Raw genomic sequence first — 14,098 nt, 5'->3', positions numbered from 1 at the left:
GCGTAGGCCATCAACCCTTGACGCCGCCTGCGGTCACACCTTCAATAATTTTCTCCTGTAGTATGGCGTAAATAACAATGACAGGCACAACACTATATACAATTCCTGCGGACATCTGGGCATAGTTCATCTGGTACTGATCACGAAACTGGACCATGCCTACAGGCAGGGTGCGCAGCTTATCTGTAGATAGGAAATAATTGGCGAGCAAAAATTCGTTCCAGTTGCCGAGGAAATTCACGATAAATACCGTAACGATGGCTGGAACCGTAAGAGGTATCACTATTTTAGCAAAGATCCCTGGGGCCCTCAAGCCATCCATTACCGCTGCTTCCTCTATCTCTCCGGGGAGTGATCTCATAAAAGCAGCCAGTATGATAATCGTAAAAGGAATTGCATTCGCTACATAGGGAACAATCAGAGCCAAATGCGTATCCAATATGCCAAGCTTGCGGACGAGCAAATAAATGGGCAGCATCAGCGCATTATTCGGAATGAGCATACCAGCCAGTATGAGACTGTAGAGAAACAGGCTCCACTTGCGGTGTCTCATCCGGGTTACGGCAAAGGCAAACATCGCGCCCAGTATAATGGTACCTGCCGAAGAGAGCACCGAGATATACATGCTGTTCCAGAAATACGTACCGATCTTGGCGTTGACCCAGGCCTCCACGTAATTGCTGAACACCCAGTTGGTTGGCAAACCAAACGGATGGAGAGCGATCTCATTGTTATCCTGTTTGAATGAAGAGAAGATCACGAATAAAAAAGGAAATAAAATGGCGATTAAATACAGCATCAACAGCACATGAGGAATACTGGCTCGTATATTCTTTGCCATCAATACTCCACCCTTTCGTTGTGCCTTGCCACCAGCAGTTGGTATACGGCTGTCAGCACAAGTGTCAGAGCAAAGATCAGGACCGCTACGGTATTGCCGTACCCATATTTAAAATTGGTAATTGCATATTTGATCATGTACGTGGCGAGAACCTCTGTAGACCCGGCGGGACCACCTTTGGTCATGACAAGCACAATATCCGCCGCCTTCATCGCTCCGGCAATGGACAGCATAATGACAACCGAAATAATGGGCCTGATGAGTGGCAGCGTGATTCGGGTGGCCCGCTGTACTGCCGTAGCACCATCGATGGCTGCAGCTTCCTCCAGATCACGGGGAATGGCGAGAATGGCCGCCAGTACCATGACAATGTAAAATCCGGTCCACTGCCAGGCATTGGTCACAAGAATGGACAGCATCGCGAAACGATTATCCGAAAGCCAATAAACCGGCGGAATGCCAAACGTATTCAGCAGTTGGTTCAACAGCCCAATGTTGGGCTCATAGATAAATCCCCACAAAATACCGATTACTGCCGTTGACATAATGGAAGGTAGAAAAACAGCTGTTTTGTATACCCCCTTTAATCGCTTGACGTTGGCAATAAGTAGTGAGAATAATACAATCAGCGGAACCTGAATCAATACGGAAAATCCGATAAAAAAGCCGTTATTCCGTGTGGAGATCCAAAAACGTTCATCCGTTAAAGCCTTGGCGTAATTCGACAAACCCACAAATCGTGGGTCTGTCGAAACACCATTCCAGCTGGTCAGGCTATAGTACAGCGAGCTGCCAATTGGATATAGAAAAAACATCACAAACAAAATCAATGCCGGCAATACAAACAGAGCATAAATGAGCGGGCTGCGGAGTGAAGTATTCATGTTCAGCCTCCTTCAGTAACTTCAGTTGCAGCTTTGGCTAGATTGTATCTACTATTCCACGGAAGCGTTGGCTTCCTCCTGGACTTGCTGCAGCTCCTCCGCCATTTTCTCCGGCGTGGTCTGCCCGCCAATCAGTTTTTGAATCTGCAGGTTGCTGATCTCGGTAGTCACATCTGCCTGAACCAGCGCATCAAATGCAGGGAATGATGTTTTGGATGCATTCAGGACAGCAACGATTTCTTTCATCAACTCGTCGGTAATGCTGTCCGTTAATACCTTCTCATCCAGCTTCATGGCAGGAAGCACCCCATCTTCCACAAGTCCACGCACCTGCATGTCTTCATTGTAGAAGTTTTTGATAAACGCTTTTACCGCCTTCAGCTTCTGTGGATCTTCCGCTACGGATGCCGAGAAACCATATCCATTATTGACGTCACGCATGAGGGAAGTCTGATCTCCCACTCCGTTCTCTACCGGCGGCATATTGAAAAATCCAACCTTGCCGATCAGTGATTCCCCGCTCTGACCTTCCTTGAATACAGATGATTTCCATGTTCCGTCATACATCAGAATGGCCTCGCCACTCGTAAATTGCGTTGTATACTCTGCATACTCGAAGCCGAGCTCGCCTTTTTTGAAATAGCCTTTATCGACCCATTCCTTATGCTTCGCAAAACCTTGAACCACACCCGGGTCGGTCCACTTGGCTTCACCTGTTGCAAACTTCGCGGTAATCTCGGGACCGGCATAACGGGACCACAGATGGTTCGTTAACATCAGCGGGACCCAGCCAGCCTTGGAAGCAGATGCAAGCGGCACTTTCCCATCCGCTTTGATCTCGGCCAGCATGTTGTCGAGTTCAGCCATGGTGGTCGGTGCTTGCCAGCCCTTTTGTTCGAAATATTCTTTGTTGTAGAAAAAGCCTTCACCCGAACCACCAATCGGCAGCCCGTATACTTTACCTTCGTACGTGAACGGTTCAAGGGATGTAAACTGGTCCTGAATGCCCAGCTCTTGCAAAATCGGCGTGAGATCCAGCAGCATGCCTTCCTTGGCATACACTTTGGAATCCGGGCTGCCGAACAATTCGAAAATATCCGGCGGATTGCCGGCCGCCATCTCCCCGCGAAGCTTTTCCTTCCGGTTCACGTCGGATTCGACTCCATCCAGGGTAAAGGTCAGATTAGGGACCTCACTTTCCACTTTGTCGACGACGTCCTGCAGAATGGCCAACCGTTTCTGTTTATCCGCCCCTACTTGGGTGTGACGCAGCAGCATCTCCACTGGTTCCTTGCTCGTCTCCGGTTTGGAGCCTGAGGCTCCTTGCGGGTTTTCGTTCCCTGAGCCCGAACATGCAGCCAGCGTCCAGGACGTTACAAGCAGCAGTGAGAGCAGCATTATCATTCTTTTTTTCATCGTCGTTGACCCTCCTCGGCATATTGCGCATTTGGTTTTACACTCTGATTATAAAAAGCCGGAGCTTCCATCGTAAGGATGACAATTCATCAATGAAGGGATAAAATCCTTTACTGAACAAGCCTCTTCGTTATCCTCATGTAAAATACAACAAAAAAACAGCCTTTACGACGTCTGTCGCAAAGACTGCTTGAATGGTGGGTCCATTTATAAAAATGTTCATTTTCTAGCGGACCCGTGGAGATGGATCATTTTGCCCGAGCAAGTGTGCCCACCGTTTCCTTCCGGCCCTGTTCAATCAGGCGGTACGCCCGTTCCACTTCTTCTTCGGTTGGAGACGGAACGCCATCCAGCGGATACACCTTGCCCAGCCCCTGCCATTTGTAAATGCCCATCTGGTGATAAGGCAAAATCTCAAACTTCTCCACACCTTTCAATGTACCGATATAACGTCCCAGGTTAAGGAGATCTTGTTCATCATCATGAATGCCTGGCACGTATACGTGCCGGATCCACATTTTCCGGCCATGATCCGATAACCAGCGGGCCATCCGAAGTGTTCTCTCATTGGATTTTCCGGTAAGCTTGATATGCTTTTCATCATCGATATGCTTCAAATCCAGCATAACCAGATCCGTATGGTCCAACAAGTCAAGAATACGATCCGGTTCATTGTAGCCGTTGCTGTCCAGGGTGGTGTGCAGTCCCCACCGCTGCTTCACTTCTTTGAAAACCTGGCCCACGAAATGAGCCTGCAGCGTCGGTTCGCCTCCCGACACCGTCAGTCCGCCACCGGAACTGCGATAATAGGTCAAGTACGGCTCGATCTCTGCGAGAACTTCCTCCACGCTCATATCCCGTCCTCCATCAAGCGCCCAAGTATCCGGGTTGTGGCAATATTGGCATTTCAGGTGACATCCCTGCATAAAAAGCACGAAGCGGATGCCTGGGCCGTCAACCGTCCCGAAAGTTTCGAGTGAATGAATATGTCCGTTAACCATGCTGCCTCTTCCTTTCTGTATCCGCATCCGCTGTGCGTTTATGATGGTGATCTACTCCTGTTTACCCTTTTGTTACATCGAACCGTGGAAGGTCCGGTTAATGACATCCAGCTGCTGCTCACGCGTCAATTTGATGAAGTTTACGGCGTAACCGGATACCCTTACGGTCAATTGTGGATAGTTTTCCGGATGCTCCATGGCATCAATCAACTGCTGACGATCGAACACGTTCACGTTCAGATGGTGAGCACCTTGACCGAAATAACCGTCCATCATGGCAACCAGATTGGATTTACGGGTATCGGACTCTTTACCAAGCGCCTTAGGAACAATCGAGAATGTGTTTGAGATACCATCCAGGCTGTGTTCGTAAGGCAATTTGGCTACAGAACCCAAGGATGCCAGTGCACCTTTTTTGTCACGTCCATGCATCGGGTTTGCACCTGGAGCAAACGGTTCGCCTGCTTTACGTCCATCCGGTGTTGTACCGGTTTTTTTGCCGTACACCACATTGGATGTGATGGTCAATACGGATTGAGTTGGAACGGCATTGCGATACGCTTTGTGTTTGCGGATCATACCCATGAAGCTCTCCACCAGTTCAACCGCAATGCTGTCGACACTGTCTTCATTGTTACCGTAACAAGGGAACTCGCCTTCAATTTCAAAATCAACGGCGATGCCTTGCTCGTTACGAATCGGTTTCACTTTTGCATATTTAATTGCACTTAGGGAGTCGGCTGCAACAGACAGGCCGGCAATACCACAGGCCATGGTACGTACAATATCGCGGTCATGCAGAGCCATTTCAATCCGCTCATAACTGTATTTGTCATGCATGTAGTGGATCACGTTTAGGGTGTTCATATACAGTTTAGCCAGCCATTCCATCATCGGTTTGAACCGTTTCATGACTTCATTGTAGTCCAGCACCTCGCCTGTAATTGCCGGATACTCCGGTCCGACCTGTGCTCCGGACTTCTCATCACGTCCACCATTGATGGCATACAGCAGAGCTTTCGCCAGATTGGCACGAGCGCCGAAGAACTGCATTTGTTTACCGATCTTCATGGCCGATACACAGCAGGCAATACCGTAGTCGTCTCCGTAGATTGGACGCATCAGATCATCATTCTCATACTGGATGGAGCTGGTTTCAATCGACACTTTGCTGCAATACTCTTTGAATGCCTCCGGAAGTTTGGTGGACCAGAGTACAGTCAGGTTTGGCTCCGGTGCAGGTCCCAGATTATGCAGGGTATGCAGGAAACGGAAGCTGTTTTTCGTTACACGCGTTTCCCCGTTCACGGACATCCCGCCAATGGACTCGGTCACCCACGTTGGGTCACCGCTGAAGAGCTCGTTGTAATCCGGTGTACGCAGGAATTTGACGATCCGCAGTTTCATAACGAAATGGTCAACCAGTTCCTGAGCCTGCTCTTCAGTCAAATTGCCTTCCTGCAAATCACGTTCAATGTAGATATCCAGGAACGAAGATACACGTCCAAGGGACATGGCAGCACCGTTTTGCTCTTTGATGGCAGCGAGATAACCAAAGTACAGCCATTGGAACGCTTCTTTCGCTGTGGTAGCCGGCAGGGAAATATCGAAGCCGTGCATTTCGCCCAGCTGCTTCAATTCCTGCAGAGCCCGGATTTGTTCGGATAACTCTTCACGCAGGCGGATCACGTCTTCATCAATGACATCCACTTCAAGAGCGTTCAGCTCTGCTTTTTTGGCGCGAATCAGGAAATCCACACCATACAGAGCAACCCGGCGATAATCACCGATAATCCGGCCGCGGCCATAAGCATCAGGCAGACCGGTAATGATGCCTGCTTTGCGTGCTGCACGCATCTCGGATGTATACGCATCGAATACACCCTGATTATGTGTTTTGCGAATATTGGTAAATATATCAATGACTTCTTGAGGCATTTCGAAGCCGTAAGCTTGACATGCATCAATCATCATGCGAATTCCGCCTGTTGGCTGAATAGAGCGTTTGAATGGAGCATCGGTTTGTACACCGACGATCTGTTCTTTGGATTGATCCAGATACCCTGGTTGGTGAGACACAATCGTTGCCGGAGTGTTTACGTCCACATCCAGTACGCCGCCGTTGTCCCGTTCTTTTTTGGTCAGATCAGATACGATGTCCCACAGTTCTTTTGTGTTCTGTGTTGCCCCTGCGAGAAATGCCTCATCCCCGTAATACGGAGACAGGTTATGTGCCAGAAAATCATTCACATCCACGGATTTGGTCCATGTGCCTTTCGTAAAGTTTCTCCAGCCTGTTTGTTGTTTTACGTCTTTTTCGATCACCGACATAGTAATCCCTCCACAAATTTGGATTTCCGGACACATGACAGGGTGCAGCAAAATTCGTCTCATCTGTGCCCAGAGCCGCGATTAATGTGAACTTTTTCACATATCAGCCGGAACACGTTCTCTCTACATGGGAACCGGAACCGCGGGATGGATGTTTTTCTTACATTTTCAGTATACGTCCTGCCAGTTTCACCATCTGTGATTTTTATCACAAAGTTGGTGAACTTCCTCACTCCACCGTTGCTGGATCATAGTGAAAGTAAAAGTTTACACCAGATCACTGCGTGGCAGAACAACCTTCCAATCGCTGTTATCCCCAGATTTTTTCGTTCCCTTTTTAAAGGGAAAAATCCGGGGATAAACGCGAACGCTTCGCTTTTACAGGTTATTTCTGCCCCTCCGTTGTCGTGTAAAATGTTAAATTCAACGGATCCCCCAAGGATTCCGTTCTCGACAAAAAGACGGCAATCGGGGCTCCCCTTCCGGGGAACCCTGAAACTGCCTTAACCTTAAACTGATTGTTTACTATTTTGCACTATAGTTTATTCAAACCGTCCGTAGAACGCATTCCGGTAAACGTCTGCCAGTTCAGTCACCAGTGGCAGTTTCGGATTAGCAGTTGTACATTGGTCTTCGAATGCGCGATCAGCCAGATAGTCCACATGAGCTTCAAAGTCTTTGGCATCGAATCCGATTTCCTGGAACGATTCCTCAATGCCCAGTGTTTTGTTCAGTTTGCGGATCGCATTGATGAGGCTGTTTACCCCTTCTTCTGTAGTGCGTGCAGGCAATCCCAGAATTCGGGCAATTTCAGCATACCGTTCATCTGCTACGAAGTGCGAATATTTCGGGAACGATGCAAATTTAGTCGGTTTTTTCGCGTTATAACGAATGACGTGCGGCATCAGGATTGCATTGGTACGTCCATGTGCCGTGTGATACTGACCGCCCCATTTGTGCGCCAAGCTGTGGTTAATGCCCAGGAACGCGTTAGCAAAAGCCATGCCGGCAATCGTCGAAGCATTATGCATTTTCTCACGTGCCAATTTGTCACCTTGCAGCGCCGATTGCTCCAGGTATTGAAATACCAGCTGGATAGCTTTGATGGCCAGACCATCGGTATAATCATTCGCCATAACTGATACATACGCTTCGATGGCATGTGTCAGTACGTCCATACCTGTATCTGCAACGGCTGTTTTCGGCAGGGAATATACGAATTCAGGGTCTACGATTGCGACGTCAGGTGTAAGCTCATAGTCTGCGAGCGGATATTTGGTGTTGCCCAGATTTTTGTCCGTGATGACGGCAAACGATGTTACTTCCGAGCCTGTACCCGACGTTGTCGGGATGGCTACGAATTTTGCCTTTGATCCAAGGCGTGGATATTTGTAGATCCGTTTACGGATATCCATGAATTTTTGCTTCAGATCGTTGAAGTCCGTGTCCGGATATTCGTAGAACAGCCACATGGCTTTGGCAGCATCCATCGGGGACCCACCACCAAGAGCGATAATGCAGTCAGGCTGGAAGCGTCGCATCATTTCCGTACCGCGGTCTACCGTAGTTGTTGATGGATCGGGCTCCACATCCGAGAATACTTCGATCGCTACCGGCATTTGGCGTTGACGCAGATAATGCTCCACTTTTTCCACATAGCCCAGTTTGACCATCATGGCATCCGTAACGATGGCTACGCGAGTAATATCAGGCATTTTGGCCAGATACTGCGTTGCTCCTTTTTCGAAGTACACTTTGTTCGGCACTTTGAACCATTGCATATTCACGGTACGGCGAGCCACCCTTTTCACATTGATTAAGTTGACGGCAGTTACATTCGATGAGGTCGAGTTACGTCCATATGAACCACATCCCAGGGTCAATGACGGCATGTTGGTGTTGTAGATGTCCCCAATGGCGCCGTGTGTGGATGGTGAATTCACGATAATCCGTCCCGTTTGCAGACGATCCGCGAATTTACTTATGACTTCTTCGTTATTCGAGTGAATGACCGAGGAGTGACCCATTCCGCCAAAGGCAACCACTTCTGCAGCACGCTCAATCCCTTCAGCTGCGGTTTTAACTTTGTAACAAGCCAGTACCGGACTTAATTTTTCTGCAGACAGCGGGAACTTGGTGCCGACACCTTCAATTTCCGCTACGAGAATTTTGGTGCCAGCCGGAACCTCGATACCGCACATTTGCGCAATGGCAACTGCCGATTGGCCAACAATCGCCGGGTTAACCGCACATTTCTCCGCATTGATGGCACCTGCTGTTAATTTCGCTGCTTCATCCTTGTTAACGAAATAACAACCGTTCGCAATCATTTTCTTTTTCACCTGGTCGAAGATCGGCTCTTCGATGATGACCGCTTGCTCGGAAGCACAGATCATGCCGTTATCAAAGGATTTGGACAAAATTAGATCCGTTACCGCCTGATTGATATCCGCTGTTTTTTCGATAAAGCAAGGCACGTTCCCTGGTCCCACGCCGAGTGCCGGTTTACCGCAGCTGTATGCGGCCCGTACCATGCCTGATCCGCCTGTTGCCAGAATGAGCGCCACATCGTTATGATTCATCAGTGCGTTCGTACGGTCCATGGAAGGGTCGTCGATCCACTGGATACAGTCGGCCGGAGCACCATGCTTCACAGCGGCTTCAAGCAGAATTCTGGCGGCTTCACGGCTGCAGTTCTGAGCTGACGGGTGAAAACCAAAGATGATCGGGTTCCGTGTTTTGATGGAGATCAATGCCTTGAACATCGTGGTGGATGTAGGGTTAGTTACCGGTGTAATCCCCATGATGATGCCGACAGGCTCCGCAATTTTTTGGAAGCTCTCATATTCGTTATCTTCAATCACACCTACGGTTTTGTCATATTTAATGCTGTGGTACACATATTCTGTTGCAAATATATTTTTGGTAATTTTATCTTCATACACACCACGGCCGGTTTCTTCCACTGCCATCTTGGCGAGCATCATGTGTTTGTCCAGACCTGCCAGCGCCATGGCTTGCACGATGCGGTCAATCTGTTTTTGATCCATGGACATGAATGCTGCGTGTGCTTTATTCGCTTTGTCAATTAACGTTTGAATATACTGACCTGCTGTCGGTTCTTTTGCTGGGGCGACTTCGTTCTTTACAGCCATCTCCCTCATCCTCCTAAAGGTTCGTATTGGTTTTGGTTTGTCTCTCTTCTTTACGTACACATCGTATCATGTCGAAAAGATTAATTATGTGATTATTTTCACAAAGTATAACAAATTTAATTTAAAGTTTTTTGTGGTTCCCTCCGCAGGTCAAATTTACTTCTTATTTAAAATATAGAGCTGTCAAATGCATGCTTCCCTTTCTAAAGTGAATTTAATCACAATGTTTGGAATTTCGTCATTTTTGCCCTCTTTCCATGCCCCTCAAACGGATAGATTAGGTATATACTGAACTTAAAAATTGAACCACCGCAATTTGTACCGTCCTCCCCGGCGGAGTTGAACCTAGTCAGGACGGCAACGGTTGCGGCGAACCACGGAGCGGGAATGGCATGACTATAATCCCTCCGAGTGGATACAAAGGGGAGATAGACTTATGAGAGAACAACTGAGTGTAATGGAAAAACGCGGCAATACGAACTGTTTCTCGGAAGTGAATTTCAATCATCTGCTCGTAACCATGAAAGACCGTACCTTTCCTGAAGGGACCCACCTGTATTGGGAAGGTGATGTGTCCGACAAACTTTATTATATGAAAAGGGGCCGGGCCCAGATCACCAAATCAACGGATGAAGGCAAGGAGCTTATCATGTATATGTACCAGTCCGGTGATATGATTGGTCAGGCAGATCCGTTCTTCGGTTCCAAGCATACGTTCTCGGCGGAAGTGCTGGAAGACAGTGAAATCGGTGTACTGGAGCACAAAGACCTGGAGATGCTGATCTGTCAGCATTGTGACTTCGCTATTGATTTTATGAAGTGGATGGGCATTCATCACCGTTTAACCCAGACCAAGTTCCGTGACCTGATGTTATATGGTAAACCAGGTGCGCTCTGTTCCACCTTGATCCGGTTATCCAATTCCTATGGCGAGCCTCACGGCGATCACGTGATTATCCATAAAAAAATTACCCACACGGACCTGTCCAACATGATTGGAGCCACCCGTGAAAGTGTAAACCGCATGCTTAGCGATCTGCGCAAAAAAGATGCCATTGAATATGATAACGGCATGATTGTGATCAAGGACCTTAAAATGCTTCAAGGGATCTGCCATTGTGAACTGTGTCCCAATGAAATCTGTCGTATCTAAGCCTTAAGCGCTTGAAGCGAACACCTTCCGCTCCTGAGTTGAATCTATAAATGGCATGAAAAAAGCCCGTCCTCTGGTTAAGAGGTTCGGGCTTTATATTATGTTTAAGATGCCGTTAACTGTAATTTAACCGCATCACGTGGATTCAACTTCATATCCAAACCGTTTTCCATCAATTCCTTATCGTTCACCATAATCACCCAGCGCTGATTCATGCGTGGAACAACATTTTCGACGGAAACGACGTATTTGTTATTTTCCGACATTCTGACGATGCCGCTGGACTTAAGTACATCACGAACCGTGCACTCCTGGATATAGACACCTGCATATTGACGATTGAGGTCTGGCATAATATTGCCGCCGCTGATCTTGAGCAGGGTTGTCTGATATGCAACACCTTCTCCTGTACTGTCGGCGGCTTTTACGTAAATGATCACTTCATCCTTGGCATGAAGCTCCATGCCCCAATTTTCCGGATCAATATCCTTGTCGTTTAGCTTAACTGCCCAGCTTAGCGAGGAATCGAGCGAAACTTCCCCTACGGATTGAATCCGCTTGCCGTCAGCCGTAAAATCAACCAGACCGCTGTTCAATAGCGCCTTCTTAAGCGTGAGTCCTTCACTAAAATCCCTCTTGATGGACTTCGTTGCATCAGGCAAAAAGGTACTTCCATCGACAGCAACGGTAATGGTATTGGAGGAATCGGTCTCCTTGACCACCGGCTGTTCAGAAGGCTGTGTCTCTGTACATCCGGCCAGAATTGCCAAAACTAGCAAACATAAACCGATGTAACCAGGGATCTTCTTCTTCATGTCGGTAACACCACCCTGCGTAAAATCTTCACCCTGTTGTCCATAACCTCTATTATGGCACAATATTCATCCAAAAAAAGTGTCAATGCCGTTACTTTTCTTCCCTATTCCTTCCTGCAGCACAAAAAAGCCCGCATGCGGGCTCCTTCGTTCGGGTTCATCCAACCCGATCGTTTACTTAAAATCTATTGAACACAAGCCTGCATATAAGTCCGGCCCCCGTCCCCGTTCTTCAGATACGGATTCAGCCCGTAGAACTGTTCCTCTGACACATAAACACCTGTCAATAACCGCCCTTCGAGTAGTTCTCCATCCACCTGTACACAGAATGTAGGAGCGGTTACGTATTCCTGATACAGTGGAATCTGACTGTAAGGATGGTGAATTTTGAAGAGCTTACCCCGCTCATGCAGGGGACGTTCAGAGAAATAGGTCGGGACGATATACCGGGCGATGACGTCCAGCTCTTGTGCGGTGTAAAAAGCTTCATCACCAAGCCACGGCGCCAGCAGCCTGATTTTTTCATATTGAGACCATACAATGGCTTGAATTAGCATTTCGGGTTTCACATATCTTCGTTCTCCAGCAGCTCCAATAAACTGACCACGCGGAAAATCATCATCCAGCTTATCCTGTATAGCTCCCGGGTATCTTAATTCACATCCAATACATTTCCAGCCTGAAGCTGTTTGAATCCATTTTTGCAGGACGACCGGAGCCAGTTCCTGACCATTGCTGCTTCCGAGTTGATTGGCTTCATTTGGATCCTGTTGATCCAGACGGGGATTAACATAATATTTAAACAGTTCCGCAGCTTTTTTGTAAATCAGATGCACCTGAATGGATGCGCTCTGAAGTTCCGCAATATCTTGTTTGCCGTAGCGTATTTCACGGGATAAGCTTTCTTCTCTCATGACAAGTGGCCTCCTCGCTCCGGCCGCCTGCGGCCATTTTTCTTAAATTATACTATAACTCCTGTCAATATGTGCAGGACCTGCAGGAAAAAGCTGGTTTCTTACATCCCTGAATGCCGAACTGGCTAAGAACTATGACTGAGTTGACGGAGTATAGAGACAAAAAACTCCTGATTTCAACGAAATCAAGAGCTCTTTGTTGTCAGGTCACAGGATTGAGCCTGGGCATACGTATCGTTTAATCTACCCATTGCTCAGCCCAGTCCTGAATTTGGTTCATTACAGGCTGCAGCGCTTTCCCTTTTTCTGTTAGTTCGTATTCAATACGAACAGGCGTCTCGGGATAAACATGACGAATCAGAATACCTTCACTCTCCAGATCTTTCATCCGTTCAGATAACATCTTATCACTCATCGACGGAATCAGATTGGAAATATCCTTGAATCGCTTTGACCCACTCATCAACGTTTGAATAATCAGACCGTTCCAGCGTTTGCCTAAAAACGAGAACGCCGTCTCAAAACGCGGACACATCCGCAAATCTTGGCCTTCCACATTAATCACCTCTTTAGAGATCACTCAACTTACATTTTGTTAGTATATTTCATAATAACACATTTACGTCTCAAAGAAAACGTCTGCCGTAAAAAAGTTAAAATTTAATAGGCATTATTCCACTTCGACCATACAACACAGTATACCTCAGGATGATTCGATGAACCATGGCAAATATCGTATAACTCCCATGTACCTATCTTACCCAAAAAGAACCCAACTGCCACAGTCATATTTGACTCGGAGAAGGGTTCTAGGGTATACCGTTTCATTTGTCCAATCAGATACTACCTTTGCGGCCTAGACCAGCACGCCACCAAATGGTCTTACAGGTTCACTCTTGCCAAATTGCGGCTTGAAGCTGTGGGCAGGATATGCCCATTTTACTGCATTGCTGATCACTCTAAGGATTTCCGGCTTGTAATACGTCGGATAGGTTTCATGGCCTGGACGGAAGTAAAAGATCTTGCCTTCGCCGCGACGGAAGGTACAGCCGCTTCGGAACACTTCCCCACCCTGGAAGTTGCTTACGAACACGAGCTCATCGGGTACCGGAATATCGAAGAATTCACCGTACATTTCTTCTTTTTCAAGTACAATCTTGCCTTCAATCCCATCCGCAATGGGATGAGATGGATTGACACACCATACGATCTCCTGCTCGTCAGCCACACGCCATTTCAGATCACAACTGGTGCCCATTAATGCCTTGAACGGTTTGGAGAAATGCCCGGAATGCAGGACGATCAATCCCATGCCGTTCAACACTCGTTGTGCAACCTTCTGTGAGATCTCGTCACTTACGCGATCATGTGCCATATGTCCCCACCATATCAGCACATCTGTGGAATTCAGCACCTCATCACTTAGTCCGTGTTCAGGCTGATCCAGTGTAGCTGTCCGAATCGCGAATCCTTCGCCGCCAAGTCCGTCTGCCAGCGCCCGGTGCAAACCATCCGGATAGACTCCCCTTACTTCATCGTGAATTTTCTCATGGACAAATTCATTCCAAATGGTGACGTTAATCATATT

Annotated in this window: 11 protein-coding genes; 1 reads left to right on the top strand and 10 read right to left on the bottom strand. The window is 47.7% G+C overall.

Features of this window, described 5'->3' with window-relative positions; all coding sequences use genetic code 11:
• Window positions 1–10: 10 nt before the first annotated feature.
• The 6 genes from ABGV42_RS25360 to adhE all read right to left on the bottom strand — a co-directional run bounded on the left by ABGV42_RS25360 (window position 11) and on the right by adhE (window position 9,628).
• A complete protein-coding gene (locus ABGV42_RS25360; protein ID WP_095290376.1) occupies window positions 11–841 on the bottom strand; it encodes a carbohydrate ABC transporter permease in 831 nt (276 codons plus the stop codon).
• Window positions 841–1,725: a carbohydrate ABC transporter permease gene (locus tag ABGV42_RS25355; RefSeq protein WP_347384209.1), complete on the bottom strand. Its 885-nt coding sequence runs from the start codon at window positions 1,723–1,725 to the stop codon at window positions 841–843. The genes ABGV42_RS25360 and ABGV42_RS25355 overlap by 1 nt, the downstream gene beginning before the upstream one ends.
• 51 nt (window positions 1,726–1,776) lie before the next feature.
• Window positions 1,777–3,141 carry an ABC transporter substrate-binding protein gene (locus tag ABGV42_RS25350; RefSeq protein ID WP_347384208.1) on the bottom strand — a complete coding sequence of 455 codons (1,365 nt, stop codon included), beginning with the start codon at window positions 3,139–3,141 and terminating at the stop codon, window positions 1,777–1,779.
• 248 nt (window positions 3,142–3,389) lie between these two features.
• Entirely contained in the window at window positions 3,390–4,142 is a 753-nt protein-coding gene (pflA, locus tag ABGV42_RS25345; protein WP_347384207.1) for a pyruvate formate-lyase-activating protein, read from the bottom strand.
• 72 nt (window positions 4,143–4,214) lie between these two features.
• Window positions 4,215–6,473: a formate C-acetyltransferase gene (pflB, locus tag ABGV42_RS25340; protein ID WP_347384206.1), complete on the bottom strand. Its 2,259-nt coding sequence runs from the start codon at window positions 6,471–6,473 to the stop codon at window positions 4,215–4,217.
• Between the two features lie 542 nt (window positions 6,474–7,015).
• On the bottom strand, window positions 7,016–9,628 hold the full coding sequence (gene adhE, locus ABGV42_RS25335) for a bifunctional acetaldehyde-CoA/alcohol dehydrogenase (RefSeq protein ID WP_347384205.1): 2,613 nt from the start codon (window positions 9,626–9,628) through the stop codon (window positions 7,016–7,018).
• Window positions 9,629–10,064: 436 nt separating this feature from the next.
• On the opposite strand from adhE, the gene ABGV42_RS25330 reads away from it, so the two are divergent.
• Window positions 10,065–10,781 carry a Crp/Fnr family transcriptional regulator gene (locus ABGV42_RS25330; protein ID WP_095359308.1) on the top strand — a complete coding sequence of 239 codons (717 nt, stop codon included), beginning with the start codon at window positions 10,065–10,067 and terminating at the stop codon, window positions 10,779–10,781.
• Between the two features lie 104 nt (window positions 10,782–10,885).
• On the opposite strand, the gene ABGV42_RS25325 is transcribed toward ABGV42_RS25330, so the two are convergent.
• The 4 genes from ABGV42_RS25325 to ABGV42_RS25310 form a co-directional block, all read right to left on the bottom strand.
• The gene (locus tag ABGV42_RS25325) at window positions 10,886–11,596 is read right to left on the bottom strand and encodes a hypothetical protein (protein WP_347384204.1); all 711 of its coding nucleotides are present in this window, start codon (window positions 11,594–11,596) and stop codon (window positions 10,886–10,888) included.
• Window positions 11,597–11,781: 185 nt separating this feature from the next.
• Window positions 11,782–12,510 carry a hypothetical protein gene (locus ABGV42_RS25320; protein ID WP_347384203.1) on the bottom strand — a complete coding sequence of 243 codons (729 nt, stop codon included), beginning with the start codon at window positions 12,508–12,510 and terminating at the stop codon, window positions 11,782–11,784.
• A gap of 238 nt (window positions 12,511–12,748) precedes the next feature.
• The gene (locus ABGV42_RS25315; protein WP_148565210.1) at window positions 12,749–13,045 is read right to left on the bottom strand and encodes a winged helix-turn-helix transcriptional regulator; all 297 of its coding nucleotides are present in this window, start codon (window positions 13,043–13,045) and stop codon (window positions 12,749–12,751) included.
• A gap of 321 nt (window positions 13,046–13,366) precedes the next feature.
• On the bottom strand, window positions 13,367–14,095 hold the full coding sequence (locus ABGV42_RS25310) for a ThuA domain-containing protein (RefSeq protein ID WP_347384202.1): 729 nt from the start codon (window positions 14,093–14,095) through the stop codon (window positions 13,367–13,369).
• Between the last annotated feature and the right edge of the window lie 3 nt (window positions 14,096–14,098).

Source organism: Paenibacillus pabuli (genome assembly GCF_039831995.1).
GTDB lineage: Bacteria > Bacillota > Bacilli > Paenibacillales > Paenibacillaceae > Paenibacillus > Paenibacillus pabuli_C.
The sequence above is the reverse complement of the archived record's forward strand: the minus strand, read 5'-3'. Positions and strand labels throughout refer to the sequence as shown.